We start from the raw sequence: 25142 nt of genomic DNA on the forward strand, positions 1-25142 counted from the left end.
CAAGCACGAGAGGACACGCGCATGAACATCCTGATTTTAGGCAGTGGCGGGCGTGAACACGCGCTGGCATGGGCGGTCAAGCAAAACCCCAAATGCGACCGTTTGATCGTGGCCCCCGGCAATGCAGGCATGGCCGAACTGGCCGAATGTGCAGACATCAACATCAACGATGGCGGCGCGGTCTGTGTGTTTGCAGAAGAAAACGCCGTTGATTTTGTAATCATCGGGCCAGAGGCCCCTTTGGCCGCGGGTGTGGCAGATGATTTACGCGCGGCGGGTATTCTGGTCTTTGGCCCATCCAAAGCCGCCGCCGAATTGGAAGCGTCCAAGCATTTCACCAAAGCCATCTGTGATGCCTGCGCTGCGCCCACAGCGGGCTATGGGCATTTTACCGATGCTGAGGCTGCAAAGGCCTATATTCGCAAAGAAGGCGCGCCGATTGTTGTGAAAGCCGATGGCTTGGCGGCAGGCAAAGGCGTTGTCGTCGCAATGACCGAAAAAGACGCGCTGGATGCCGTGGATGACATGTTCGGCGGGGCCTTTGGCGGCGCCGGTGCAGAAGTTGTCATAGAAGAATTCATGGACGGCGAAGAAGGGTCTTTGTTTGTTTTGTGCGATGGCACGGATGTTCTGCCCATTGGCACCGCGCAAGACCACAAGCGCGTCGGCGAAGGCGACACCGGCCCCAATACAGGTGGCATGGGGGCCTATTCGCCAGCACCTGTTTTGTCAGCCGAAGTCGAAGCACGGGCGATGGAAGAGATCATCAAACCCTGTGTGGCCGAAATGGCCCGTCGCGGCACACCCTATGAAGGTGTGCTTTATGCAGGGCTGATGATCAAAGACGGAGCACCCCGTTTGGTGGAATACAACGTCCGTTTTGGCGATCCGGAATGTCAGGTTTTGATGATGCGCTTGGGCGCACAGGCACTGGACCTGATGCAAGCCTGCGCAGAAAAACGGCTGTCAGATGCGCAAGTCAACTGGGCCGACGACCATGCCATGACGGTTGTGATGGCGGCCAATGGCTATCCCGGGTCTTATGAAAAAGGGACCGTTATCAAAGGTGTAGACGCCTTGCCCCAAACCAGCACCCAGATGTGTTTTCATGCAGGAACGGCCATGAAGGGCACCGATCTGGTGGTAACAGGTGGACGGGTTTTGAACGTGACAGCCCGTGGGCCCCATTTGGAAGCGGCGCAAAAAGCGGCCTATGATATGGTTGATCAGATCGATTGGGCAGAGGGTTTTTGCCGCCGTGATATCGGCTGGCGGGCTTTGTAAACCCTTAGCAGCGGCTCAGGCTGTCTGGACCTGTGTAAGGGCCCATATCTTCGCTTTTGAGTGTTGCGCCATCAAAAGTCGTTGCTATCTTGCGTTGCCAGTTGGCATCTGCAGTCAGGACCGCCATTCGGCCACCACAGTCCAAAACCGCGCCCTGCAAGAAGTCTTGGCCGATTTTATGTGTGGTTAACCCCGAAATGCTGGCAACTTCGGTCAGCTTATCATTCGTCCAACGCCACACGCGCAAAACTTTGGCCAGATGGGGACGGTCGATATATGCGATCTCGATATGGCCATCGCGGTCCAAATCGGCAGCACCGATCGGCGAAAGCCAGCGATTGCGCTGTCCGATGTGCGGGGTTTCTGCGATCTTGCCGCGCGGCCCGTAAATGGCCAGTGCAGCCCCCGCATTTACATCCGTTTCGATCACCATAACTTCGGGCGCACCGTCACCTGTGACATCCCACAAACGGGGGGCGATGTCTTCGAACACATGGTCTTGGGGCAGAACAACACGGTGAGTGATGGTCGCGCCAGCCTGTGTCTGAGAGGTGATGACAAGCGTGCCGTATTCGACGGCATCGCCCAGAATGGCATGACCATAGCGGGTGGTTTCGTCCGCGAACGCGGCCGATGTTACGGTTTGCGCATGGCCTGCCCCTGCAATCAAGGACAGACCCAAAACCGCAACCAAACCGCGCATCAGATCTGCTTTTCTGGCATCCGAACGATCAAGCCGTCCAAATCATCGGTGACTTTCAGCTGACAGGTCAAACGTGACTGACCTGGCTTCGGCTCATAGGCAAAATCGAGCATGTCTTCTTCCATGCTGTCCATCGCAGGCACCTTATCGGCCCACGCTTCGTCGACATAGACGTGGCATGTGGAACATGCGCAAGCGCCACCGCAATCGGCTTCGATGCCGGGGATATTGTTGTCGCGTGCGCCTTCCATGACGGTCAATCCGTTTGGCACATCAACCACGTGTTCTTTTCCGCCGAATTCGATGTATGTAATTTTGGCCATCGTTGGTCCCTTTGTTCTGGTCTGCGCCAAGATTTAGGCGGGCAGATGGGGTTTGACCAGTCACTATTTCGCAATGGTTCGCCGATGTCTGATGCAGGGGGCTATTCCATGGCCGATTATTGCGGTAGGTTGCAAGCAAGAAGGGGCAAAGATCCCGCACCTAAGGCACGTGAGCAGATGCGTGACATGACAGTTTTTATCGCCGTATGCGCGGCATTGGCGGGATGTGTGCCCGCGACCGAGCCTGAGGTGACACGTCAGGTTGGGATCGGTCCACCTGTGGCCCAAGACGGTAGCTGTTGGGGCCGCGATGTCAGCCCTGCAACCATCGAAACGGTGACCAACCAAGTGCTGGTGCAACCTGCGCAAGTCGATGTGGCGGGCAACGTGCGCTCTCCTGCGGTGTACCGCACAGAAACGCTGCAGCGGATTGTGGATGAGCGCAAGGAACTGTGGTTCGAAACGCCCTGCGCCAAGGATCTAACGCCACAGTTTGTCGCCAGCTTGCAGCGTGCGCTAAAAGCACGGGGGCACTATTCAGGGCCCATTACATCGCAGATGGACGGCAGAACACGTGCGGCCATCCGCGCCTATCAACGCCCCGAAGGTCTGGACAGCGGAATTCTGTCACTTGCCGCCGCACAGCGTTTGGGTCTTGTCAGAGCGCCAAAACCAAGCTGACCCGTTCAATTCCAAAGGAGCCGCCCCATGCACGTTGTTGACCGCGACCAGTTTGTCGGCACACGCCGCGATGCCAAGGGGAACGGATGGGACAGCCTACGGCTTTTGGTGCGTTCGGATGGCATGGGATTTTCCGTCAATGAAACAACCATCCATGCCGGTGCAGAACTGGTGCTTCACTACAAACATCACGTTGAGGCCTGCTATATCTTGGAAGGACACGGCGAGGTGACAGAGCTTGAGACGGGACGCACCCACACCCTGCGACCGGGGACGCTTTACTGCCCTGACGATCACAAAAAACACCGCGTGCTCTGTCATGAAACCATGCGGCTGATCGCTGTTTTCCTGCCTGCGCTGGAAGGTGATGAGGTGCATGATGCCGATGGCAGCTATCCTGCCCCTACCGACGATGCGCCATAAAAAAAGCGCCCCACACTCAGGCGGGGCGCTTTGGGTTCTCTCTGTAAAAGATCAGTCTTCGATCGAAAGCGCCACGAAACGGGGCTGACCATCACGGCGGATCAAAAGCAGAAGCGATGTACGGCCCGCTTCTTTGGCTTCTTCCACGCGATCGTCAAAGTCCGACAAGCTGGACAAAGCCTGTTGGCCGGCTTCGGTAATCACGTCACCTGAACGCAGACCTTTTTCATAAGCTTCTGATGATTGATCAATGTTGGTGACGACAAGGCCGTTCACGCCTTCGCCAATCCCCAATTCACTGCGCATGTCATCTGTCAGTTCCGACAGCGACAGGCCAAGCATTTCCAGTTCTTGTGGCTCTTCTGGTGTGGCGGCCGCAGGAACGGCGGTGGCTTCTGCTGTTTCACGACGCCCCAGAGTGACCGCAAGTGTCTCGGTCTTGCCTTGACGCAGCACCACAACGCGCACTGTCTTGTCGACATCTGTGTTACCAACGCGGCGGACAAGTCCACGTGTGTCTTCGACATCAAAACCATCAAAGCTCAGGATCACATCACCCGCCAACAGACCTGCGTTTTTGGCAGGGCCGTCAGGCACGTCGGTGATCAAGGCACCGTTGACGCTTTCAAGCCCTTCGATACCTTCCACCATGTCAGGCTCGATATCTTGGATGCGCACGCCAAGCCAACCGCGGCGTGTTTCGCCAAATTCCTGCAATTGATCAATCACGCGGGTGACGACGGCAGATGACATCGCAAAGCCGATACCGATTGACCCGCCGTTTGGCGACAAGATCGCAGTGTTCACGCCAATAACATCCCCGTCCATATTGAACAGCGGTCCGCCCGAGTTACCACGGTTAATGGCCGCGTCAGTTTGGATGTAGTCGTCATATGTGCCCTGCAGAGCGCGATTGCGCGCCGAGATAATCCCCGCCGATACCGAAAAGCCCTGACCAAGCGGGTTCCCCATCGCCATGACCCAATCGCCCACGCGTGCAACCGAGCTATCCCCGAAGTTAACGAATTTCAGTGGACCATCGGCTTCGACTTTCAGCAAAGCGATATCAGTGTTCGGGTCCGTTCCCACGATCGTTGCTGTCAGCAGTTCTGTTGGCTGACCGTCACCGGGGAAAAACTCGATCTGGATTTCATCGGCACCTTCAATCACGTGGTTGTTGGTGACGATAAACCCGTCCTCGGAAATCACGAAGCCCGATCCCAAGGCCGATGACCGGCGCGGACCTTCATTGCCGGGGGCGTTGCGGAAGAAATCCTCAAACGGGCTTCCTTCTGGCACGATGCCTTGCGGTCCTGTGCGACCTGCAACAACTGTGGACGTGGTAATGTTTACAACCGACGGGCTGATCTGCTCTGCCAGATCAGCAAAGCTGTCCGGGCGCGCCTTGGAAGGCGTTGCAGTCATAACGATCACCGCAAGGGCCGTAAGCACTGCCATCAAAGTCGCAAGCCAGAAAGAATTGGAAGAAGCGCTCTGTGACCGTGCCACAGCAATTGCGCGAGACTGGTTTCGTTGTGCGTTGGGTTTCAACGTAAACTCCTCGTAATTGAAAGCGGCGTGCGAAAGACCAAAATTGGCGCACATCTTTCCGCTGGTGGTTACAAGGTAGGGCCGAATGGTCCTTACGCCAAGGGGCGCAGCCTCAAGTCACGCGTGTGTGAAAGGTTTTTCGCAAATACGGCGTGCGCCGTTTAACCTATGACGTAAAGGCTACAGCACGCAGCAAGGGTTCAATCGCGCCGGTTTGAAAAATGGCCCGCGTGTCCACATCGGTCGCCGTTGCAACGGCCAGCACACATCCCAGGATCATGACGCCAAGCAACGCTACAACAAGCGCTTGCAATGCGTTTGATTGTTCCAGATCTGGTTGATGCGTCATCATTGGGCTGTCCTGCTGCTGCTTTGAAAGACCACATAGGACACGGTGCGCCGAAGAAAAGGCGCGATGCAGAAGTGTCGCAGGATCTTTCGAAACTACAAAGCAATCCACAGCAAAATGACGCCGATGACCATCGCTGTCAGACCAATCAGCCGCCGTGCTTCAAGGGGCAAGTCGCGCAGGGCGCGCAACAGGTCCTCAACAAGATGAGGGGCCAGTGCATAGACCAGCCCCTCTACAATCAATACCAATCCAAAGCCGACCAGCGCGAACTGGACCAGCGAGAGATCCGCCATTACTGCGCGTTCGCGCCTTGGTCGCTCTTCAGATAGTTGAAGAACTCGCTATCGGGCGACATCACCATGGTCGAGTTTTGGCCCTGCAACGCCTGCTCATAGGCCTCAAGCGAGCGGTAGAATTCAAAGAATTCGGCGTCGCGTGTGTAAGCTTCGGCAAAGATGCGGTTGCGTTCGGCGTCTGCCTCACCTTCGATGATGCGTGCGTCACGGGTTGCTTCGGCGATGATTTCATCAAATGTCCGGTCGGCAAGCGCAGTTACACGGCTGGCAGCCTCGCGGCCACGGGCGCGTTCGTCTGTCGCTTCACGGTCACGTTCTGCAATCATCCGCTGCAAGGTCGCATCGAAGTTCTGCGCAGGCAGGTTTGTCTGGCGCAAGCGGACCTCGACCACATCAAGGCCAAGTGCCGCGGCACGGGCATCGGCCTGAACGCGGATGTCTTCCATAAGGCGCCCACGTTCGGGCGACAGGATGGTGTTTGATGTGACACCCTCGCTCCCCAGAACTGCACGGATCTGACCGTCAAGGATATTGGCCAGCTGCGCTTCGGCTTCGCGCAATCCACCAAACGAAACCGCCTGACGGAACTGAACCACATCCGTGATGCGATAAAGCACAAAGGCGTCAACTTCGAGACGGCGGTCATCGGCTGGTGTCACCTCAATCGTAGGCGTTTCGAGCGACAGGATACGGTCCTCATAACGCACCACTTCGTCCAGAACGGGCACTTTAAAGCCCAAGCCGGGCTCTTCACGCACCTGAATGATCTGACCAAACCGCAGCACAAGCGCTTTTTCACGCTCGTCGACGATAAAGATGGATGAAAGCGCGGCGGCAATCGCCAACACAATCACGGGCAGAAGGAAGCTTGATTTCCGCATTAGTTTGTTCCTCCACGGCGCAATTCATTTAGGGGCAGATAGGGGACAACACCTTGGCCGCCGCCACCTGCCTGATCTTCGAGGATGATTTTATCAACATCGCCCAAGACCTTTTCCATTGTTTCAAGATAGAGACGTTTGCGTGTCACTTCGGGCGCCTGCAAATACTCATCCAGAACCGAGCTGAAACGGCTGGCCTCACCAATCGCGCCGTTTACTTGCTGCGCGCGGTAGGCCTCTGCTTCTTCAAGGATCCGTGCGGATTGACCACGTGCATCCGCAAGACGCGCGTTTGCGTAAGCGTCAGCCTGGCGTTCAACACGGTCACGTTCCTGTTCGGCCGCTTGCACATCGCGGAACGCGTCAATGACGCTAACCTGACGGGTGTTGCCCGCCTCATCCGTAATGGCGACTTGTTGGCTTGGCGGGTCAACCTTGTTAAAGTTGACACGGATAATGTTGATCCCTGTTTCACGCGCATCCAACGTGCTCTGAATTCGTGTGCGCACTTCAGCTTCAATGGCTGCACGGTCACGGTTGAGGATCGGTGCCAATTCGGATTGCGCGATAATCTCGCGCATCGCAGCTTCCGATACGGACCGAACCGTCTCTTGTGGCTGCTGCAAGGCGAACAGGAAGTTGCGCGCGTTTTTGATGTTCCACACTACTTGGAAATCAATGTCGACGATGTTTTCATCCGTTGTCAGCATCAAGCCATCATCGCTGCCCGACCGGCCAGCGCCGATGTCTTCTGTGCGGTTGGTGGTGACGTTGAACACTTCTGCGGTCACGAAGGGCCAGGGTGCAAAGTTCAGACCTTCTGTGCCCACGTCGTGAAATTCACCCAGGAAAAGCTCAACAGACTGTTGTTCTGGACGCACCGTGTAAAAGCTCGACAACCCCCAAGCGACAACAGCGATCACGGCCGCAATACCAACGGTGCCACGTGTCAAAAGCGGGCCACCGCCGCCAGCGCCGCCGCCCGATCCGTTGGACCCGTTGCCACCACCTTTGCCGCCCATCAGGACGCGCAACTGTTCTTGGCCTTTCTTCATCAGCTCGTCGATTTCAGGAATCTGGGGGCCATCAGGCCCCTGCCCCGGGCGGTTCGGGCCACGCCCGCCGCCGTTGTTGCCATTGTTGCCTCGGTCGTCATTGCCGCGGTTGCCACCGCCGCCGCCCCAAGGGCCGCCGTTATTTCCAGCCATGTATTCGGTTACTCTCTGATTGCTGAGGATATTGACGCTTAAACTGCGCTCTTTTCTGCGGATTTCAAGTCGAAGTCGACCGAAACACGCCCCTTAGGCCGAGCGCATAGGGGTTTTCATTGTCACCAATTCTTCGGACATTGTCGGGTGGACCGCGCAGGTCTGATCAAACTGCTCTTTGGTCGCCCCCATTTTGATCGCAATGCCTGCCAGTTGAATCATTTCCCCCGCATGCGGCGCCACAATGTGACACCCCAGAACTACGCGGGTCTTTTGACTGACAACCAGTTTCATCAAAACGCGATCGGGCCTGTCTGCAAAGGCCGTCTGCATGGGCCGGAAGCTGGTGCAATAGACATCAATCGGCTCTTGATCGCGGGCTTCCTCTTCGGACAGCCCAACTGTTCCCATCTCGGGTTGGGTGAAAATCGCCGACGGGATAAGGTCGTGATCAACAGGGGTGGGATTGTCCTTGAACACGGTTTCGACAAAGGCCATGCCTTCGCGGATCGCAACGGGGGTCAGCTGTACGCGGTTTGTCACATCGCCGATCGCGTAAATGTTATCGACAGTCGTTTTGGAATACTCATCCACAACGATCTCTCCGCGTCGGCCGATTTCAATGCCGATCTCTTCCAACCCCATGTTATCTGCGTTGGGCACACGGCCTGTCGCGAACATTACCTGATCAAATTCAGCCTCGTCCCCTTGGGTGGATTTCACGTAAATCGGGCCGCCCTTGCCGGCTTCGGACAGCGGCGTTGTGCCGTCGTCACCAACAGGCCCCGTCATGTCCGGATCATGATCAGCCGCAAGCGACATTTGGTGGATGTTGATGCCAAGACGCAGGTTGATGCCCTTTTCGCGCATTTGCTCGGCCACCATGCCGCGGGCCTCGTCATCGAAGCCGCGTAGAATTTGGGCCCCGCGATAATACTGCGTGACCTCAACACCAAGGCCATTCAGGATGCCCGCAAATTCACAGGCGATATAGCCACCGCCCACGATCAGGATCGACTTGGGCAATTCATCAAGCAAGAAAATCTCGTTGCTGGTGATGCCCAGATGCGCGTTTGGCAAATCGGGTTTGACGGGTCGCCCACCCATGGCCAGCAAGATGGTTTTGGCCGTTACTGTTTCGCCTGTGCTCAGCTCAACTGTGTTGCGATCCTTCAATGTCGCCCGCGCATCAAAGCTGGTCACACCCGAATTTTTCAGCAAGTTGCGATAAATGCCTTCCAGCCGGTCCAATTCTGCGTGCATCCGCTTTCGAAACGGATGCCAATCAAAAGCGCCGTCCTGCACATCCCAACCATAGTTGCGCGCATCTGCAAAGCTTTCGCGGTATTCACTTGCAAACACCATCAGCTTTTTGGGAACGCACCCGCGGATGACACAGGTGCCGCCATACCGGTATTCCTCGGCCAGCGCGACCTTGGCCCCCTCGCCTGCCGCGACGCGCGCCGCGCGCACCCCGCCCGATCCGCCACCTATCACAAAGAGGTCGTAGTCGAAGTTTGTCATGTCAGGGGCCTTTCAAAGGGTCAGGGTCGTGTCAGGGTAAGCGCGTGGAGGTGTCTAATCCAAGTCGGCAAACAGGTTTTCATTTTCAAGAAAATCAACGCGGGTCTCGTCAAATGTGCCGCTGTTGATATCGTTGACTTCGACGCGGCCATCCCCGTGCCCCACAACAACAATGTCGCAAATGTCGATGAACAATCCGTTCTCAACGACACCAGGGATTTGATTGATCACAAGGCTCAACTGACGGGCATTACCAATTCGTTTGAGGTGCAGATCAAGAATATGATTGCCTTCATCCGTCACAAAAGGCGCGTCGCCATTCATCCGCAAACTGGCCGTACGCCCCATAACATCCAATCCGATCAAAACCTCTTCGATCAGCGTCTTACTGGTCTGCCAGCCAAATGGGATCACCTCGACGGGCAAGGGGAACGCGCCAAGCGTGTCAACTTTCTTTGCCGCATCCGCGATGACAATCATCTGGTCACTGGCCGTTGCAACGATCTTTTCTTGCAACAACGCGCCGCCACCGCCTTTGATCAGGCTCAGCTCGCCATCATATTCATCAGCCCCGTCAATCGTCAGATCAAGCCAACGCGCCTCGTCAAGACTGATCACCTCGATCCCGACCTCGCGGGCAAGATCGGCTGTTCGGCTCGACGTCGGAACCCCCTTGATGCGCAATCCTTCGTCGCGCACCCGCTCGCCCAGACATTTCACCATCCAGGCGGCGGTCGATCCTGTGCCAAGACCGACCTTCATGCCCGATTGCACAAAGGCGCAGGCACGTTGGGCTGCAATAAACTTCGCTTTGTCGATTGGAGAGAGGTCGGCGGCCATGGCAGTGTCCTGATAATCGTTTTCATCTGTATAAGCCGCACGGCCGAAAGGTGCGAGAGGATTGGCAGAAAAACTGATCTTCTTTTGTTCAAAAATATCCAAATACCGCCCCATCAACGCCCAATAGGTTGCGTTTCGACGACCAGAGGTCGCAAACAGCCTTACCGCTCGCTGGCATCTGCTTACTCTGACCCCAAGGGAGTGGTGTAGATGTTCTTGTCGGTATTCGAGATGTTCAAAGTCGGGATCGGCCCGTCCTCCAGTCACACGATGGGCCCGATGGTTGCAGCGGGCCTGTTTCTGGATCAGTTGCGTCATGCACCTTTCACAGCGCATGGGCTCAGGGCCTCTTTGCATGGATCACTGGCTTTCACGGGTGTAGGCCACGCAACAGACCGTGCCACAATTTTAGGACTGGCAGGGTTTTCACCAGGTACCTATGACGCAGACAGGGCCGAAGCTGTGCTGGCGCAAATCCATGACACGCACACCATTAACGCGCCTGATCTGCCGCCGCTTCAGTTTCATCCCAAACATGATCTGGTTTTCGATTATGGCCCACCGCTTGGCGGTCATGCGAATGGCATGCAAATCCACGCAACTGACGCGCAAGGCGACATCATCTTGTCGCAAACCTATTACTCCATCGGCGGCGGCTTTGTTCTGACCGAAAAACAGCTGACGCAAGGCGCCGATCGCGATGAAGGCGCCCCCGTCCCCTACCCGTTCAAATCTGCCGCCGACATGCTGCGCATGTGCGAAACCACGGGCAAATCCGTGGCAGACCTCAAACGCGCCAATGAACTTTCGCGCATGAAGAGCCATGATCTTGACCGCGGCCTTGCCCGCCTTTGGGAGGTTATGAATTGCTGTATCGACAGGGGCTTGCAAGCCGAAGGCATTTTGCCGGGCGGCTTACAAGTCAAGCGCCGCGCAAAGGGGATTTATGATAAACTACAGGCCGAACGCGGCATGAACCTGACCGCGCCCCATACGATCAACGATTGGATGAGCGTTTATGCGATGGCCGTGAACGAAGAAAACGCGGCGGGCGGTCAGGTGGTCACTGCCCCCACAAATGGCGCGGCAGGTGTCGTGCCTGCAACGATCCGCTACTACCTTGATCACGTGCCCGGCGCGACCAGCACGAAAATCCCCGATTTTTTGTTAACGGCGGCCGCCATTGGCGGGTTGGTCAAGTTCAATGCGTCCATCTCGGGGGCCGAAGCAGGATGTCAGGCCGAGGTTGGCAGCGCCGCCGCGATGGCTGCGGCAGGGCTGACAGCAGTGATGGGCGGCACCCCCATGCAGGTCGAAAATGCAGCCGAGATTGCCCTTGAACACCATCTTGGCATGACGTGCGATCCCGTTAAGGGGTTGGTTCAGGTGCCTTGCATCGAACGCAACGGTCTGGGCGCAATCAAGGCCGTTTCGGCAGCATCCCTGTCAATGCGGGGCGATGGCACGCATCTTGTGCCGCTGGACGCAGCCATAGAAACCATGCGCCAGACGGGCCTTGATATGTCCGAAAAATACAAAGAAACCTCTCTTGGCGGTTTGGCCGTGAATGTGCCCAATTGCTAGCCCTGACCGCGATGACGCCGTAAGGTCGGCATATGAAAGCTGACGCAATTCCTGACAAACCGTTTCTGGGCATTCTTTTTATGCTCGGCTTTTGCGTTATGGCGCCGCTTGGCGACGGTTTGGCAAAATATCTGGGGGCGCAGGTTTCGGTCCTTTTGTTGGTTGTTGTGCGGTTTGGCACGCAGGCCATTGTGCTTTTGCCTTTGTCGCGCGTGTTAAACCGCAGCTTACTTCTGACGCGTCGCCAACTGTGGTTGACGTTTTTGCGCACGGTCTTTCATGTGATCGGCCTGACCACGATGTTCACGTCGCTTCTTTATCTTCCGCTCGCTGATGCCCTGGCCATCGCCTTTGTGATGCCCTTTATCATGTTGTTGCTTGGTAAATTTGTCCTGCATGAAGTCGTAGGCCCGCACCGGCTTGCCGCTTGTACGGTGGGATTTATCGGCACGCTTCTGGTCATCCAGCCAAACTTCGCCACGGTCGGTTGGCCTGCGCTGCTTCCTTTGGTGGTGGCAGTGGCCTTTGCTTTGTTCATGCTGGTGACACGGCAGATCGCAAAGGAAGTAGATGCAATCACCTTGCAAGGGATCAGCGGCGCGATGGCGATTGCGTTGCTTGCCCCGTTTTTGGTGTGGGGCGCCCTCACCCAGACCAAGGGGTTAATGCTGACCGCGCCCACGGATCCGCAAACGCTTTGGTTGCTTGTCGCCCTTGGGCTGCTTGGCACAGTCGCGCATCTGGCAATGACGTGGAGCTTGCGATTGGCCCCGTCCGCCACGGTTGCACCGATGCAATATCTCGAAATCCCCTTTGGCACGTTGATCGGCTGGCTGTTGTTTCAGGATCTGCCCAACGGGCTGGCCGCCCTCGGGATCGTCATCACAATTGCTGCGGGGCTTTATATTATCGCACGCGAGCAGGCCACGGCAAAGCGTTTGTCACAGCAGCGACCACAGACGCCAGCGCCGCCCGCGGTGTGATCAAAACCATCTTTGGCGCCTCAAACGTCAGATAAACCTGTCGCGCATTGGATCGGTTTGATGTCCCAATACGCCCGTCAGGTGCAAACGCCACATCATCAATCGGCCATTCCAACCCGTGCGATGTGCCTTTCACCTCGCCTAGCGGAAAAAGCGAAAGCCGCTCGCCCACGTCCATCGTCAGGCTGATCTTCGCAGGCGCCAGGCACACGACATCATGTTTGCCGACCAGAATGCATTTTCGATCGGGATATCGCGCCAGAACACTGAAGGCGGCCAGTTGGTGATCCACGCGTTTGCCCAAAAACCCAAGCCCCAACACAAGCGGCGCCGAGATATGGCGCAGCGCTTTGTCAAAATCGGTGCTGTCTTGTTCCCAAATAGGGTGCAAGCGGTCTTCAAAGGCCGCGCGCGTTGCATTGTCAATGCTGTCCAGATCACCGATAACCGCATCAGGCACCAAGCCAAGCGCACGCGCAGTTCTTGCGCCACCGTCCGCAGCCACTAACTTGTTAACCAATGATTCCACGGCCACCCAATCGGCTTGGCGGGTTTTTCCGCCTCCGATCAGAGCAACTGGGTGCGAACTGTGAACAATTGCTGAAGTCATATGCGTATTACTGGCCATTTTGGAAACAGACCACAATTAGGCCACGAAATAATACCGCAAAAAACGCGCCTTTGTGCCATTTGCGGACCCAATGCCCGTTAGAAAGCGGATGCTGGATAAACGAAAGCGAGCAAAACAATGGTTGGTCCAAATAAGATTCTGACGGTGTCCTATGGCACTTTTTCGTGCACCCTCGAAGGGTTTGACGATTCATTTTCCACAATGAAAGCCATTGCAGAGTATTTCCGCGATCTTGCAGCGGATGATCGCTATTTCGGTGCAGAACCACCCACGCCCGATGCAGACATGCTGGCCCGTATCGCAGAACGCGAGATCGAACGCCGCGTCGAAGCGCGTATCGAAGGCAATGAAGTCAAACTGCGTGCCTCTGATACAGGTGCGGCTATGGGTGTTGCCGCGATCACATCGCAAGAACCAGACGTGACCGCGGCCCCTTCCGAAGCGCAATCTGTTGCTGCGGCCCCCCAAATGGATACGCCGAAAGAGGCCGAACCAGAGGCCGAAGACATCGCGGATCTGGCATCTTTGGATGGCGCGGCGGCTCAGGATATTGCCGAAGAAGTGTCGCAAGCCCCTGCTATCGAGGATGCGACCGCGATGGCCGCACAACCCGAAGAGCATATCGAGACTGAAGGTCTGGACGATGCCGAAGGTCTGGTCGAGACCCAAGACCTCAAGACTGAAGAAGACGCACCATCAGGCGAGAGCGTTGCCGCAAAATTGCAGCGTATTCGCGCGATGGTATCGTCAGAACCCACGCAAGAGCCGACAGACTACATCGAAGACCAACATGCCGATGACACCATCAATAATCTGGCTGGCGCATTGGACGGGTTTGATCTGGACACCGCCGAAGATAGCAAAGCCCCTGCCGAGGACACTGAACTGTCCAAAGCGGCTGAGGTAGCTGAGTTAGCTGAGGTAGCTGAGGTGGCTGAGGTAGCTGAGGTAGCTGAGGTAGCTGAGGTAGCTGAGGTTGAAGACCCCGCGACACAAATGGAAGAGGCTGATATCTCTTCGGTCCTCGCTTCTATCGCCGATGATGTCGATGCAGAAGACGCAGTTGAAGACGCCACACAGCAGTTTGACGCCCCAACCGACACAGATGGTGACACGGATACAGCCATTGCAGCCGCACTTTTGACCACACAAGCCCCGGAAACCGACGCCGAACCTCAGGTTGCCGAGACCAAGCCCACTGCGCCAATCGCGCGGGTCATCAAAGTCAAACGCGAGGATTTCGAACGCGCTGTCGCTGAAGGCCAGCTTGAAGAGGTTGACGAGGACGATGACGATTTCAACGATGAAACGCTCGACGATGATATGACCTCAGCCGCCGATCTGGAGCCAATTCCAGGGCGCACAACCCTTTCCGACACCCAAGAGGCTGAGTTGCAGGCCGAACTGGCCGCCGTGCAAAAGGCAGAAGCCGAGGCCGAGGCCGAGACTGTCACAGAGTCCCAAGACGATGCCGTGCAGCCAGAGCAGACCCCACGGGCCGAAGCTGAACTGCCCAAAAAGGCATTGGACGTTGATCGCCTGATGGATCAGGCCGACCGCGAGTTGAAAGCCCCTGAAACAGGTCGCCGTCAGAACGCAATCGCCCATCTGAAAGCCGCCGTGGCCGCCACCGAAGCCGAACGCCGCGAAGGTGGAAACACGCCAAAGGATGAAACCGAAGATTACCGCGCCGATCTGGCCCAGGTTGTGCGCCCCAAACGCGCAAAAGCGGACGGCAGCACAACGCGCCGCCCTTCATCGGTGCCACCGCTCAAACTGGTTGCCGAACAACGTGTGGACATCGAACAAGGCGACGCAGCAGATGATGCACCCCAAGCCCCCGTCACCCCGGTGCGTCCGCGCCGTGTGGCCAAAGTGGCCCCACAGCCCGAACAAAGCGGCGGATTTGCGGAATTTGCAGAAGACATGGGCGCAAGCGAATTGCCCGATCTGCTGGAGGCCGCCGCTGCCTATATGTCGTTCGTCGAAGGCAAGCCGACATTCTCGCGCCCACAGGTCATGCGCGCAGTCGCAAGCGCCCAAGGTGAAGACGGCTTTAGCCGCGAAGACGGGTTGCGGTCCTTCGGTCAGTTGCTGCGCCAAGGTAAGATCAGCAAGCAACGCGCAGGACAGTTCGTGGTTGCAGAAACCAGCCGTTTCAATCCACAAGCGAGATATGCAGGCGAGTAATCCGTTACAAACCATGCGTATTAAAAGGCGGCCCTACTGCTCGGGGGTCGCCTTTTTTATGGGTGCCAATCAGGTGTCGGTGGGCTCGTTCGGATCGGCCTGACCAACCCCTTTGAAAATCGCCTTCAAAGGAAACGCCCAAAGCACGCCCATGCCGACAAAAATACCCAATTCCACCAAGATCGACGGACGCCCCATAACCTCACGCGCCCAATCGGCCAGCGTGACACATAACACGATGTAAACAGGCAGGCCGACCACCAGCACCAGAAGAGACCAGCGTTTCTTAGCTTTGTGACTCAGCGCCATGTTTCACCTTTTGTTAGTCGGCGAACGGATCAGTGACCAAGATTGTGTCATCGCGTTCAGGTGAGGTGGAAACTAGGGCGACGGGGCACTGGATCAACTCTTCGATGCGGCGCACATACTTAATCGCAGCCGCAGGCAAATCCGCCCATGATCGCGCACCCGCAGTGCTGTCTGACCAGCCTTCGATTTCTTCGTAGATCGGAACGACCCGCGCCTGTTGGTCCGCCGCCGTGGGCAGATAGTCCAGCCGTTCGCCATCCAGATCGTACCCAACACAAATTTTCAGCGTGTCGAACCCGTCCAGAACGTCCAGCTTTGTCAGGGCAATGCCAGACACGCCAGAGGTCGCGCAGGTTTGGCGCACGATTGTCGCATCAAACCACCCACACCGACGCTTGCGCCCTGTGGTCGTGCCAAACTCATGCCCGCGCTCGCCAAGGCGTTGGCCATCGGCGTCATCCAACTCTGTCGGGAACGGCCCTTCGCCCACACGGGTTGTATAGGCCTTTACGATGCCCAAGACAAAATCAATGGCCGTCGGGCCAAGCCCGGTGCCGGTTGCCGCCTGCCCCGCAATCACATTGGACGAGGTCACAAACGGATATGTGCCAAAGTCGATATCCAGCAAAGCGCCCTGCGCGCCTTCAAACAGGACACGCTGGCCCGCGCGGCGGCGCTCTGACAATTCTTTCCACACAGGCGCGGCATAGGGCAAAATCTTCGGCGCAATTTCACGCAGCTGTGCAATCAACGCATCGCGGTCAATCGGCGCAATTCCCAAACCTTTGCGCAGCGGATCATGGTGCTGCAAGGCGCGGTCCACACGGGCCTCAAGCGTGGCATCATCGGCCAGATCGGCCACACGGATGGCACGGCGGCCCACTTTATCTTCGTAGCACGGCCCAATCCCGCGGCCGGTTGTGCCAATCTTGGTGCCTTTGCTGGCGGCTTCTTCGCGGGCGCGGTCAAGTTCACCGTGGATCGGCAGGATCAGCGGTGTATTTTCCGCAATCATCAGCGTCTCGGGCGTGATCTCGACACCCTGTGCGCGGACTGTTTCGATCTCGTTCATCAGGTGCCAAGGGTCCAGCACCACACCGTTGCCAATGACCGACAGCTTGCCGCCCCGCACCACACCCGATGGCAGCGCATGCAGCTTGTACACATTGCCATCAATCACCAGCGTATGGCCCGCGTTATGGCCACCTTGGAACCGCGCGATCACGTCTGCGCGTTCCGACAGCCAATCGACGATCTTACCTTTGCCTTCGTCGCCCCACTGTGCGCCAACCACAACCACGTTTGCCATGCTGTTTGCCTTCTTGTCCGGTTCAAACCCGCGTCCGTATAGGCCAAGCCAAACGAAGGGGGAAGTCGAAAACCCTGCCACACGACACTGCAGCGCGGATTTCATCGCTTGCGAGCACGCGCGGTTGCGACTACATACCCACAAACAACGCGTCTCAGCTGGATCTGCACCCATGGAAAACGTCATTCTTATCGTCCTTTTGCTTCTTGCCCTTGCCCTGATCGGCGTGGTGCTGTTGCAGCGGTCTGAAGGTGGCGGCCTGGGTATGGGCGGCGGCGGTGGCGGCGGCGGTGTTATGACGGGCCGTTCGGCTGCGTCGGCCCTGTCGAAAGTGACATGGATTTTGGGCATTGCCTTTATGGCCTGCGCCTTGGCGATGACGGTGCTGACAAGCCAGAATGGCTCAGGCTCTGTTGTGGACCAACTGGCACCTGCTGCCGCGACAGATACCGTGCCGGCGGACGGCGGCAGCCTGCTTCCACCCGCTGATGACGTCACACCGACGCCACGCGCCGACTAACCACACACACGTTCCTGACCAAGGGTAAGTTGCCTCTAAATTTAGGGGGACGACCAAATATACCCACAGGATATTGCGGATGGCGTGTTGCGCCTCCTGCCCGAATCCTGTTAGTCTTAAATCCCGTGATAGGACGCATCTGCGCGTTCATTTGCACTCAAGACGCATCGATTTTACGGGGATATCTCACCACATGGCACGCTTTATTTTCATCACCGGTGGTGTTGTTTCTTCGCTTGGAAAGGGCCTCGCGTCGGCTGCCCTTGGTGCGCTTTTGCAATCGCGCGGGTTTACGGTGCGTCTGCGCAAATTGGACCCCTATCTGAACGTCGATCCCGGCACCATGTCACCCTTTGAACATGGCGAGGTGTTCGTCACCGATGACGGTGCTGAAACGGATCTGGATTTGGGCCACTACGAACGCTTCACAGGGGTCGCCGCACGCAACACCGATTCCGTTTCGTCGGGTCGCATTTATTCGACCGTTCTGGAAAAAGAACGCCGCGGCGATTATCTGGGCAAAACCATTCAGGTCATCCCGCATGTCACAAACCAGATCAAGGAATTCATCGACATCGGCGATGATGAGGTTGATTTCATGCTGTGCGAAATCGGCGGCACCGTTGGTGACATCGAAGGCCTGCCCTTCTTCGAGGCGATCCGCCAGTTTGCAAACGATAAACCCCGCGGACAGTGCATTTTCATGCACCTCACACTGCTGCCCTACATCAAAGCCTCGGGCGAATTGAAAACCAAACCGACACAGCACAGCGTCAAGGAATTGCGCAGCATCGGTCTGGCCCCCGATATTCTGGTGTGCCGCTCCGAAGGGCCGATCCCCGAAAAGGAACGCGAAAAACTGGCGCTCTTTTGCAATGTGCGCCCCGACAGCGTGATTGCCGCCCAAGACCTCAAATCCATCTACGAGGCCCCCTTGGCCTATCACCGCGAAGGCATGGATCAGGCAGTGCTGGACGCCTTTGGCATCACGCCCGCCCCCAAACCTAACCTTGCGCGTTGGGAAGATGTGGCCGATCGTATTTACAACCCCGAAGGCGAAGTGAATGTCGCCATCGTCGGCAAATACACACAGCTTGAAGACGCCTATAAATCCATCAACGAAGCCCTGACCCATGGGGGTATGGCCAACCGTGTGAAGGTGAATGTCTCTTGGGTGGACGCTGAAATGTTCGAACGCGAGGATCCAGCGCCGCATCTTGAAGGGTTCCACGCAATCCTTGTGCCAGGCGGGTTTGGCGAACGTGGCACCGAAGGCAAGATCAAGGCCGCGGAATTCGCCCGCACCCGCAAAGTGCCATACTTGGGCATCTGTCTGGGCATGCAAATGGCGGTGATCGAAGCCGCACGCAACGTCGCAGGGGTCAGTTCGGCTGGCTCCGAAGAATTTGACCACGAACGCGGCAACAAAAAATTCGAACCCGTGGTGTACCACCTCAAGGAATGGGTCCAAGGCAACGCCAAGGTGCAGCGCAAGGCCGATGACGACAAAGGCGGCACCATGCGTCTGGGCGCCTATGACGCCACCTTGGCCGAAGGCTCCAAAGTGGCCGAGGTCTACGGCACAACCACCATCGAAGAACGTCACCGCCACCGCTATGAGGTGGACATCAAATATCGCGAACAGCTTGAAAAAGTGGGGCTGGCTTTTTCCGGCATGTCGCCCGACGGCCGCCTGCCCGAAATCGTCGAATGGAAAGACCACCCTTGGTTCATCGGCGTGCAGTTCCACCCCGAGCTGAAGTCAAAACCCTTTGATCCGCACCCCCTGTTCGAAGGGTTCGTCAAAGCGGCCAAGGATGCCTCGCGCCTCGTTTGATTGCATCACACAACGATTAACGCCCCCCGTCGGGGCGTAAATGCCGCCCCCTACCGCCACAGTCCTGCCCCCTTCATACTAGGGCAACGCACCACATGATGCGATTTTTCTTTGTGAAATTCGAAACCTAGGTCATATTCACCGCAGCGCACATAAAAACAACCGCGCGGAGCAGTGACATGTTATCTAGGATTTTCGGCGTGATTTCGCGCCCTCAAACCGTCTCGGACACCCCCCTTCCGTCGATTGATCCACGGCTGAGTCTGGTTGCGCTTTTCGTGCGCGTTGCCAAAATTGATGGCACCTACAACCTGCCAGAGATTTCGACCATCGATCGTATTCTGTCGCGGCGTTTCGACATCAACGCCCTTGCTGCGGCACAGATGCGGGCCAGCGGCGAACGTCTCGAACGCGAAATGCCGCAAACCGATGTGCTTGCCAAAGTGATCGCAGACAACCTGACCGAACCCGATTTGAACCAGCTGCTGGCAGATGTCTGGGCCGTCGTCCTATGCGACGCAGTGGAAAATCCCGCCGAGGCGATTTTGATTGAACGGGTGGAAACACTTATTGACAGCGCCCGCACCGATGCCGCACGAACAGGGACAACTGGTTAACAAACCGACCTTGAAAGGCTGCCATGTTTGAACGGATCACCGCACTGTGGACCGCAGATGCCCCGAAACCACTGGCTGAAATGGATGCCAAACACGCGCTTGGCGCGCTTTTGGTGCGTGTCGCCAAGGCCGACGGGACCTATCGGGCCTCGGAAATTGCCATGATCGACAAACTTCTGGCCCTGCGCTTTGACATCAATGTTGTCGAAGCCGCAAAACTGCGCGCCGAATGTGAAGCCTTGGAAAAAGCAATGCCCGAAACCGAAGCTGTAGAAGAGGTTTTGCGCAGCGTCACCAGCCTGCAAGACCGTCAGGCGTTTCTGGGCGATCTGCGCGAGGTCATCCTAGCCGACGGCTCGGAAGACAGCCGCGAACATGAAATCTATGTCGACATGCGGGATCGCCTCGACACATCTGAATGATGCTGCGCTTTCACACCTATGATGTGTTTACCGACCGCGCCTTTGCCGGCAATCCCTTAGCCATCGTCGAAGGGGCAGACGGGTTATCGGACACACAAATGCAAACCATCGCGCGTGAGTTTAATCTGTCCGAAACGATCTTTGTTCAAACGCCCGATGATCCAGCGCACACCGCCAAGGTGCGTATTTTCTTTCCCACCGCAGAAATCCCCTTTGCAGGGCACCCCACAATCGGCTGTGCGCTGCACCTTGCCAAGACACACCAGTTGACACAGGTAACACTGGAAGAGGCGGCTGGCCTTGTCCCGGTCGTCATCCGCGATGGCGCGGCGCAGTTCACCGCCCCCGTTATCCCGTGTGCGTATGATGCACAGATTGACCTGTCTTTGCTCGCCAACGCGCTTGATCTGAACGGCGATGATCTTGGTCCGCACACTGCGGGCGTGCACGAAGGCGGACCGCGGTTTTTATATGTGCCGGTTAAAACAGATATCGCGCTGGCCCGCGCCCGCCCGATCGAGCCGCAGTGGTCCGCACTTATGGCCGCTTGCGATGTGGACAGTGCCTATCTCTATACGCCCGCCTTTAATGCCCGCATGTTCAGCCCCACGGCTGGCATTCCCGAAGATCCCGCCACAGGCAGCGCCAGCGCCATCCTCGCCAGCCAGCTGCTTGGTCATTCTGCTTTGCCAGATGGCACCACCCGGCTTTCCCTGACGCAAGGCGTCCAGATGGGCCGCCCCTCCCGGATCAGCTTTGAAGCGGATGTGGCGAACGGCGCACTGACGGCCGTCCGCATCGGCGGGACCGCCGTGCCGATCTCCAGTGGGACGATCGCTGTGCCCTAGCGTTCTGTAGCCAGCTTGACGATACCCCCCTCAGAAACGCGACTTCCCTACGTCTGAACGGTTGTACCTACTCTTCCAACGCCTTGATCATGTCCACGCGCGTGCCATGCCGCCCGCCTTCAAATGCGGTATCCACAAACGCCTCGACGATTTCAAGCGCCAGACCTTCGCCCAGAACACGTGCGCCAAGGGCCAGCATATTTGCGTCATTATGGGCGCGGATCATCTTGGCCGAAAACGTATCGCTGCACACACCGCAGCGGATGCCTTTCACCTTGTTGGCCGCCATCATAATACCCTGCCCCGTGCCGCAAACGATGATACCCAAATCGGCATCGCCATCTGCAATCATTTGTGCAGCTGCGGCCCCATGTTTGGGATAATGCGTGCTTTCGGTGGTGGTCGGGCCGATATCATGCACCTCATGGCCAAGACCTTTGACATGCGCGGCGATGGCTTGTCGCAGGTCAATGGCAGCGTGGTCGCTCGACAGAACGATACGGGGTTTGGAGCTCATGGCGCGGGTCCTTGCAATGGAATGATTTCTGCGCTCCAAAGATCAAACGAAACGCCATTCGTCAAACGGTTCCGTCAGCAAAACGTCTGACGCATTGCCATACCGTGAGCAGACGCTAGGCCATACGCCGATTTTCGGCCAAAAACAGGAAGGAAGAACCATGCCCAAAGGCTATTGGATTGCCCACAATATCGTGCATGATCTTGATGCATATGAAGCCTACAAGGCTGCAAATGCCGCGCCTTTTGCCAAATATGGCGCCCGTTTTCTGGTGCGCGGCGGTACCCAAACGATTGAAGAGGGCAGCAGCAATCCACGGACCGTTGTCATCGAATTCCCCAGCCTCCAAGCCGCTCAAGACTGCTATCACAGCCCCGAATACCAAGCCGCAAAGGCCTTGCGCACACCAATCAGCGAAGGTGATCTGGTGATTGTCGAAGGCTATGACAGCTAGGGGTTGTCACCGCCAAAACATCGCCTAAATTACTGGTATGTTTGCAGATTTCCTCTCCCGCCTCTCGGCGCCCAAGCCCGAACCTTTGTCCCAGACAGATGCGCGCTTGGCCCTTACCGCCCTTTTGGTGCGCGTTGCGCGCTCGGATGGCGATTATGCTGCGTCCGAACAAGATCGCATCACCGCGATTATCACAAAACGCTACGGCCTCAGTGGGCCTGATGCGCAAGACCTCAAGCTGCGCGCTGAAACGCTGGAATCCGAAGCGCCTGATACCGTGCGCTTTACCGATGCCATCAAAAACGCCATTGCCTATGAAGACCGCGTCGCCGTGATCGAAGCGCTCTGGTCCGTGGCAATGGCCGACGACCAACGCGACGACGAGGAAGTGGCCCTGCTGCGTATGGTCGCAAAGTTCCTTGGCGTATCGGACATGGACAGCAACCTTGCGCGGCAACGTGCGACGGACGACTAGCGCACTGTCGCGTCCCATGCTTGCAAGCCTTCCGATGTATGATGTGCCGTCTGCCGCGCTAGCGGACTACTGGGTCAGAATAGAGCAAAACCTAGGATACGGCCCCCAAGACCTATGCCACCCCACTGATTTGATCGGCCACTGGCAGGATCAAGATTTACTACTGTCACAAACCTGCGCCTTACCACTGCGCACAAAACTACGAGACAAGGTGCAGCTGGTCGGCACGCCTGACTATGGCCTTCCGGATTGCCCCGCTGGCTATTATTTCAGCGTCATTGTCACTCGTGAGGGATCATCTTGGGGCGATAGATGGGCCTTCAACGACGCGTTGTCACAATCAGGATGGGCGGCATTATGCGCCTACGCCGCCGAAACCAGCCGTCCTGCGCCTATCCAGAAGTTGGCAACAGGCAGCCACGCCGCATCTTTGGAATATGTTGCCCAAGGAAAAGCTGATGTCTGCGCCGTCGACGCAATCACCTTCGGTTTATTGAAAACGTCAGGTCGTTTGCCTGCATGCCTGCAAGTCATCGCGCAGACCACACCAACGCCGGGCCTTCCGTATATCACCGCGCGTGATCAGGACCCAAATGAGATTGCGGCGGCCATACGCGCGGCGATCGAAACGGCCCCCGCCACGCTGCGCGAAAGCCTTGGCATCCAACAGTTGGTCGATATTCCAATCGCTGCTTATTTCGCGCAACCGATCCCGCCTTCCCCCTAGGGTTGAAGCGCCTTCTTCACGCCACGCAAACCATTGCAATCACCATAGAATCGCCTCTTACTGACGACTTGCGCGCTGAGGGAGCATTGGGTTTGACGACAGATCCCGTGATCGAGATGAGGGACTTGCACAAGTCTTATGGCGACCTTGAGGTTATCAAGGGCGTCTCTATCCGTGCCTGTCGCGGGGATGTGGTATCGTTGATCGGTTCGTCGGGTTCGGGAAAATCCACCCTGCTGCGCTGTGCAAACCTGCTGGAAGATAGCCAGCAAGGTGATGTCCTGTTTGAGGGCGCACCCGTGGTCTGGCGCGGGGCCAATCACAACCGCAAACCTGCGGATGCAGCACAGGTCCGGGCCATCCGCACGAACCTGTGCATGGTATTTCAGCAGTTCAATCTGTGGTCGCATATGACAATTCTTGAAAACGTGATGGAAGCACCTGTCACCGTTCTCAAACGCGACGCGTCCGAGGTTGAAACCGCCGCCCGCAAATACCTCGACAAAGTCGGGATCGGCGACAAATGCGATGTCTATCCCGCACAGCTTTCGGGGGGCCAGCAGCAACGTGCCGCCATCGCCCGTGCGCTGTGCATGGAGCCCAAAGCATTGCTGTTTGATGAACCCACATCAGCCCTTGATCCAGAGTTGGAACAAGAGGTGATCCGCGTGATCAAAGACCTCGCCGCCGAAGGGCGCACCATGCTGATTGTGACCCACGATATGAATCTTGCCCGCGATGTATCGGACCACGTTGTGTTCCTGCATCACGGATTGATCGAAGAAGAAGGGCCGCCCGACGCTGTGTTCGGCGCGCCAAAATCTGACCGCCTGCGCCAGTTTCTCAGCGCAGGCCACAGTTAAACGAATACATGAGCAAGGGAGAATAAACTCATGAAAAAACTGATTATTTCGACGGCTGCATTAGCCTTGATGGCAGGCATGGCAATGGCCGATGGCCACAGCACTGTGCGTCTTGGCACCGAGGGCGCATACCCCCCCTACAACTTCCTGAACGATGCAGGCGAAGTGGATGGATTCGAGCGCGAACTTGGTGATGAACTGTGTGCCCGCGCGGAACTTTCATGCGAGTGGGTTACAAACGAATGGGACAGCATCATTCCGAACCTTGTGTCGGGCAATTACGATGCGATTATCGCAGGCATGTCGATCACGGCCGAACGTGATGAAGTGATCGACTTCACCGATCCATATACGCAACCCGACCCTTCGGCCTATCTGGCGATGTCAGACAGCGTTGATCTGGACGGTGGCGTGATCGCGGCGCAATCGGGCACCATCCAAGCAGGTCACGTAGCACAAATGGGCGCAACACTGGTAGAGTTTGCAACACCGGAAGAAACGGTCGCAGCCGTCAAAGCTGGCGAAGCCGATGCGGTGCTGGCCGACAAATCCTTCCTGATGCCAATCGCCGAAGCAGAAGCCGAATTGATGATCGTTGGGGAAGACGTTCTTTTGGGCGGCGGCATTGGCATGGGCGTACGCGAAAGCGACAACGAATTGCGCGATAAAATGAGCGCCGCCATTCAATCCATGAAAGACGATGGGTCGCTGAACGCGTTGATCACAAAGTGGCTGCCAGATTCGGCGACGTTCTAAATCAAACTGAAAAGGGCGGTCGGTTCGGGCCGCC

Annotated in this window: 29 protein-coding genes; 16 read left to right on the plus strand and 13 right to left on the minus strand. The window is 57.0% G+C overall.

All coding sequences use genetic code 11. The features are described 5' to 3' along the window. The first annotated feature begins 21 nt into the window (after positions 1-21). A complete protein-coding gene (gene purD / locus L1065_RS03540) occupies positions 22-1284 on the plus strand; it encodes a phosphoribosylamine--glycine ligase (RefSeq protein ID WP_237094058.1) in 1263 nt (420 codons plus the stop codon). Between the two features lie 4 nt (positions 1285-1288). Here the strand turns inward: purD and L1065_RS03545 are convergent, their stop codons facing one another. Together L1065_RS03545 and L1065_RS03550 are read right to left on the minus strand one after the other, a co-directional pair. Next, positions 1289-1987: a VCBS repeat-containing protein gene (locus L1065_RS03545; RefSeq protein ID WP_237094059.1), complete on the minus strand. Its 699-nt coding sequence runs from the start codon at positions 1985-1987 to the stop codon at positions 1289-1291. Further along, on the minus strand, positions 1987-2310 hold the full coding sequence (locus tag L1065_RS03550) for a 2Fe-2S iron-sulfur cluster-binding protein (RefSeq protein ID WP_237094060.1): 324 nt from the start codon (positions 2308-2310) through the stop codon (positions 1987-1989). Before L1065_RS03550 ends, L1065_RS03545 begins: the two co-directional genes overlap by 1 nt. A gap of 186 nt (positions 2311-2496) precedes the next feature. Between L1065_RS03550 and L1065_RS03555 the strand changes: the two genes are divergently transcribed. Both L1065_RS03555 and L1065_RS03560 read left to right on the plus strand, forming a co-directional pair. Further along, positions 2497-2991 (plus strand): peptidoglycan-binding domain-containing protein, encoded by a 495-nt coding sequence (locus L1065_RS03555; RefSeq protein ID WP_237094061.1) that lies wholly within the window; start codon positions 2497-2499, stop codon positions 2989-2991. Positions 2992-3018: 27 nt separating this feature from the next. Further along, on the plus strand, positions 3019-3414 hold the full coding sequence (locus tag L1065_RS03560; RefSeq protein WP_237094062.1) for an ectoine synthase: 396 nt from the start codon (positions 3019-3021) through the stop codon (positions 3412-3414). 51 nt (positions 3415-3465) lie between these two features. Here L1065_RS03560 and L1065_RS03565 read toward each other — a convergent pair whose 3' ends face one another. The 7 genes from L1065_RS03565 to rpiA form a co-directional block, all read right to left on the minus strand. Beyond that, positions 3466-4872, minus strand: a complete 1407-nt coding sequence (locus L1065_RS03565; protein WP_237094063.1) for a Do family serine endopeptidase — start codon at positions 4870-4872, stop codon at positions 3466-3468. Between the two features lie 259 nt (positions 4873-5131). Further along, positions 5132-5314, minus strand: coding sequence for a hypothetical protein (locus L1065_RS03570; protein ID WP_237094064.1), 183 nt, complete (start codon positions 5312-5314; stop codon positions 5132-5134). 95 nt (positions 5315-5409) lie between these two features. Beyond that, entirely contained in the window at positions 5410-5610 is a 201-nt protein-coding gene (locus L1065_RS03575) for a DUF2065 domain-containing protein (RefSeq protein ID WP_237094065.1), read from the minus strand. Further along, the gene (hflC, locus tag L1065_RS03580; RefSeq protein ID WP_237094066.1) at positions 5610-6494 is read right to left on the minus strand and encodes a protease modulator HflC; all 885 of its coding nucleotides are present in this window, start codon (positions 6492-6494) and stop codon (positions 5610-5612) included. The genes L1065_RS03575 and hflC overlap by 1 nt, the downstream gene beginning before the upstream one ends. Beyond that, a complete protein-coding gene (gene hflK / locus L1065_RS03585) occupies positions 6494-7702 on the minus strand; it encodes an FtsH protease activity modulator HflK (protein WP_237094067.1) in 1209 nt (402 codons plus the stop codon). Before hflK ends, hflC begins: the two co-directional genes overlap by 1 nt. A 93-nt stretch (positions 7703-7795) precedes the next feature. Then, positions 7796-9226, minus strand: coding sequence for a glutathione-disulfide reductase (gene gorA, locus L1065_RS03590; RefSeq protein WP_237094068.1), 1431 nt, complete (start codon positions 9224-9226; stop codon positions 7796-7798). A gap of 54 nt (positions 9227-9280) precedes the next feature. Then, a complete protein-coding gene (gene rpiA, locus L1065_RS03595; RefSeq protein ID WP_237094536.1) occupies positions 9281-10066 on the minus strand; it encodes a ribose-5-phosphate isomerase RpiA in 786 nt (261 codons plus the stop codon). 210 nt (positions 10067-10276) lie between these two features. Here rpiA and L1065_RS03600 point away from each other — a divergent pair, with 210 nt between their 5' ends. Together L1065_RS03600 and L1065_RS03605 are read left to right on the plus strand one after the other, a co-directional pair. Then, on the plus strand, positions 10277-11650 hold the full coding sequence (locus tag L1065_RS03600) for an L-serine ammonia-lyase (RefSeq protein WP_237094069.1): 1374 nt from the start codon (positions 10277-10279) through the stop codon (positions 11648-11650). A 32-nt stretch (positions 11651-11682) separates the two neighbouring features. Continuing rightward, the gene (locus L1065_RS03605; RefSeq protein WP_237094070.1) at positions 11683-12633 is read left to right on the plus strand and encodes a DMT family transporter; all 951 of its coding nucleotides are present in this window, start codon (positions 11683-11685) and stop codon (positions 12631-12633) included. Here L1065_RS03605 and L1065_RS03610 read toward each other — a convergent pair. Next, positions 12557-13243 (minus strand): thiamine diphosphokinase, encoded by a 687-nt coding sequence (locus L1065_RS03610; protein WP_237094071.1) that lies wholly within the window; start codon positions 13241-13243, stop codon positions 12557-12559. The two genes, L1065_RS03605 and L1065_RS03610, sit on opposite strands and share 77 nt — an antisense overlap. A gap of 222 nt (positions 13244-13465) precedes the next feature. Between L1065_RS03610 and L1065_RS03615 the strand changes: the two genes are divergently transcribed. Next, a complete protein-coding gene (locus tag L1065_RS03615) occupies positions 13466-15454 on the plus strand; it encodes a hypothetical protein (protein ID WP_237094072.1) in 1989 nt (662 codons plus the stop codon). A gap of 69 nt (positions 15455-15523) precedes the next feature. Here the strand turns inward: L1065_RS03615 and L1065_RS03620 are convergent, their stop codons facing one another. Then, complete coding sequence (locus L1065_RS03620; protein WP_237094073.1) at positions 15524-15763, minus strand: DUF2842 domain-containing protein; 240 nt, start codon at positions 15761-15763, stop codon at positions 15524-15526. Between the two features lie 13 nt (positions 15764-15776). Next, entirely contained in the window at positions 15777-17072 is a 1296-nt protein-coding gene (locus L1065_RS03625) for an adenylosuccinate synthase (protein WP_237094074.1), read from the minus strand. A gap of 172 nt (positions 17073-17244) precedes the next feature. Between L1065_RS03625 and secG the strand changes: the two genes are divergently transcribed. The 5 genes from secG to L1065_RS03650 all read left to right on the plus strand — a co-directional run bounded on the left by secG (position 17245) and on the right by L1065_RS03650 (position 21316). Beyond that, positions 17245-17592: a preprotein translocase subunit SecG gene (secG, locus tag L1065_RS03630; protein WP_237094075.1), complete on the plus strand. Its 348-nt coding sequence runs from the start codon at positions 17245-17247 to the stop codon at positions 17590-17592. Positions 17593-17785: 193 nt separating this feature from the next. Continuing rightward, complete coding sequence (locus tag L1065_RS03635) at positions 17786-19429, plus strand: CTP synthase (RefSeq protein WP_237094076.1); 1644 nt, start codon at positions 17786-17788, stop codon at positions 19427-19429. 179 nt (positions 19430-19608) lie between these two features. After that, positions 19609-20046: a TerB family tellurite resistance protein gene (locus L1065_RS03640; protein ID WP_237094077.1), complete on the plus strand. Its 438-nt coding sequence runs from the start codon at positions 19609-19611 to the stop codon at positions 20044-20046. A 23-nt stretch (positions 20047-20069) separates the two neighbouring features. Further along, positions 20070-20468 carry a TerB family tellurite resistance protein gene (locus tag L1065_RS03645; protein WP_237094078.1) on the plus strand — a complete coding sequence of 133 codons (399 nt, stop codon included), beginning with the start codon at positions 20070-20072 and terminating at the stop codon, positions 20466-20468. After that, positions 20465-21316 (plus strand): PhzF family phenazine biosynthesis protein, encoded by an 852-nt coding sequence (locus L1065_RS03650; RefSeq protein WP_237094079.1) that lies wholly within the window; start codon positions 20465-20467, stop codon positions 21314-21316. Before L1065_RS03645 ends, L1065_RS03650 begins: the two co-directional genes overlap by 4 nt. A gap of 67 nt (positions 21317-21383) precedes the next feature. Here the strand turns inward: L1065_RS03650 and rpiB are convergent, their stop codons facing one another. Further along, positions 21384-21833, minus strand: coding sequence for a ribose 5-phosphate isomerase B (rpiB, locus tag L1065_RS03655; RefSeq protein ID WP_237094080.1), 450 nt, complete (start codon positions 21831-21833; stop codon positions 21384-21386). Between the two features lie 160 nt (positions 21834-21993). Between rpiB and L1065_RS03660 the strand changes: the two genes are divergently transcribed. From L1065_RS03660 to L1065_RS03680, 5 genes are all read left to right on the plus strand, one after another. After that, positions 21994-22287 (plus strand): DUF1330 domain-containing protein, encoded by a 294-nt coding sequence (locus L1065_RS03660; RefSeq protein WP_237094081.1) that lies wholly within the window; start codon positions 21994-21996, stop codon positions 22285-22287. 37 nt (positions 22288-22324) lie between these two features. Next, complete coding sequence (locus L1065_RS03665; RefSeq protein WP_237094082.1) at positions 22325-22762, plus strand: TerB family tellurite resistance protein; 438 nt, start codon at positions 22325-22327, stop codon at positions 22760-22762. A gap of 16 nt (positions 22763-22778) precedes the next feature. Further along, entirely contained in the window at positions 22779-23489 is a 711-nt protein-coding gene (locus L1065_RS03670; protein ID WP_237094083.1) for a phosphate/phosphite/phosphonate ABC transporter substrate-binding protein, read from the plus strand. A gap of 116 nt (positions 23490-23605) precedes the next feature. Then, entirely contained in the window at positions 23606-24352 is a 747-nt protein-coding gene (locus tag L1065_RS03675) for an ABC transporter ATP-binding protein (protein ID WP_237094537.1), read from the plus strand. A 30-nt stretch (positions 24353-24382) separates the two neighbouring features. Then, a complete protein-coding gene (locus L1065_RS03680; RefSeq protein ID WP_237094084.1) occupies positions 24383-25108 on the plus strand; it encodes a transporter substrate-binding domain-containing protein in 726 nt (241 codons plus the stop codon). The last annotated feature ends 34 nt before the right edge of the window (positions 25109-25142 follow it).

This window comes from Nereida sp. MMG025, from assembly GCF_021654165.1.
Taxonomy (GTDB): domain Bacteria; phylum Pseudomonadota; class Alphaproteobacteria; order Rhodobacterales; family Rhodobacteraceae; genus Nereida.

Coding starts and splice junctions, on each gene's coding strand:
- purD (WP_237094058.1), top strand. CDS start 22: ATGAACATCCTGATTTTAGGCAGTGGCGGGCGTGAACACGCGCTGGCA.
- L1065_RS03545 (WP_237094059.1), bottom strand. CDS start 1,987: ATGCGCGGTTTGGTTGCGGTTTTGGGTCTGTCCTTGATTGCAGGGGCA.
- L1065_RS03550 (WP_237094060.1), bottom strand. CDS start 2,310: ATGGCCAAAATTACATACATCGAATTCGGCGGAAAAGAACACGTGGTT.
- L1065_RS03555 (WP_237094061.1), top strand. CDS start 2,497: ATGACAGTTTTTATCGCCGTATGCGCGGCATTGGCGGGATGTGTGCCC.
- L1065_RS03560 (WP_237094062.1), top strand. CDS start 3,019: ATGCACGTTGTTGACCGCGACCAGTTTGTCGGCACACGCCGCGATGCC.
- L1065_RS03565 (WP_237094063.1), bottom strand. CDS start 4,872: ATGGCAGTGCTTACGGCCCTTGCGGTGATCGTTATGACTGCAACGCCT.
- L1065_RS03570 (WP_237094064.1), bottom strand. CDS start 5,314: ATGACGCATCAACCAGATCTGGAACAATCAAACGCATTGCAAGCGCTT.
- L1065_RS03575 (WP_237094065.1), bottom strand. CDS start 5,610: ATGGCGGATCTCTCGCTGGTCCAGTTCGCGCTGGTCGGCTTTGGATTG.
- hflC (WP_237094066.1), bottom strand. CDS start 6,494: ATGCGGAAATCAAGCTTCCTTCTGCCCGTGATTGTGTTGGCGATTGCC.
- hflK (WP_237094067.1), bottom strand. CDS start 7,702: ATGGCTGGAAATAACGGCGGCCCTTGGGGCGGCGGCGGTGGCAACCGC.
- gorA (WP_237094068.1), bottom strand. CDS start 9,226: ATGACAAACTTCGACTACGACCTCTTTGTGATAGGTGGCGGATCGGGC.
- rpiA (WP_237094536.1), bottom strand. CDS start 10,066: ATGGCCGCCGACCTCTCTCCAATCGACAAAGCGAAGTTTATTGCAGCC.
- L1065_RS03600 (WP_237094069.1), top strand. CDS start 10,277: ATGTTCTTGTCGGTATTCGAGATGTTCAAAGTCGGGATCGGCCCGTCC.
- L1065_RS03605 (WP_237094070.1), top strand. CDS start 11,683: ATGAAAGCTGACGCAATTCCTGACAAACCGTTTCTGGGCATTCTTTTT.
- L1065_RS03610 (WP_237094071.1), bottom strand. CDS start 13,243: ATGACTTCAGCAATTGTTCACAGTTCGCACCCAGTTGCTCTGATCGGA.
- L1065_RS03615 (WP_237094072.1), top strand. CDS start 13,466: ATGAAAGCCATTGCAGAGTATTTCCGCGATCTTGCAGCGGATGATCGC.
- L1065_RS03620 (WP_237094073.1), bottom strand. CDS start 15,763: ATGGCGCTGAGTCACAAAGCTAAGAAACGCTGGTCTCTTCTGGTGCTG.
- L1065_RS03625 (WP_237094074.1), bottom strand. CDS start 17,072: ATGGCAAACGTGGTTGTGGTTGGCGCACAGTGGGGCGACGAAGGCAAA.
- secG (WP_237094075.1), top strand. CDS start 17,245: ATGGAAAACGTCATTCTTATCGTCCTTTTGCTTCTTGCCCTTGCCCTG.
- L1065_RS03635 (WP_237094076.1), top strand. CDS start 17,786: ATGGCACGCTTTATTTTCATCACCGGTGGTGTTGTTTCTTCGCTTGGA.
- L1065_RS03640 (WP_237094077.1), top strand. CDS start 19,609: ATGTTATCTAGGATTTTCGGCGTGATTTCGCGCCCTCAAACCGTCTCG.
- L1065_RS03645 (WP_237094078.1), top strand. CDS start 20,070: ATGTTTGAACGGATCACCGCACTGTGGACCGCAGATGCCCCGAAACCA.
- L1065_RS03650 (WP_237094079.1), top strand. CDS start 20,465: ATGATGCTGCGCTTTCACACCTATGATGTGTTTACCGACCGCGCCTTT.
- rpiB (WP_237094080.1), bottom strand. CDS start 21,833: ATGAGCTCCAAACCCCGTATCGTTCTGTCGAGCGACCACGCTGCCATT.
- L1065_RS03660 (WP_237094081.1), top strand. CDS start 21,994: ATGCCCAAAGGCTATTGGATTGCCCACAATATCGTGCATGATCTTGAT.
- L1065_RS03665 (WP_237094082.1), top strand. CDS start 22,325: ATGTTTGCAGATTTCCTCTCCCGCCTCTCGGCGCCCAAGCCCGAACCT.
- L1065_RS03670 (WP_237094083.1), top strand. CDS start 22,779: ATGCTTGCAAGCCTTCCGATGTATGATGTGCCGTCTGCCGCGCTAGCG.
- L1065_RS03675 (WP_237094537.1), top strand. CDS start 23,606: ATGAGGGACTTGCACAAGTCTTATGGCGACCTTGAGGTTATCAAGGGC.
- L1065_RS03680 (WP_237094084.1), top strand. CDS start 24,383: ATGAAAAAACTGATTATTTCGACGGCTGCATTAGCCTTGATGGCAGGC.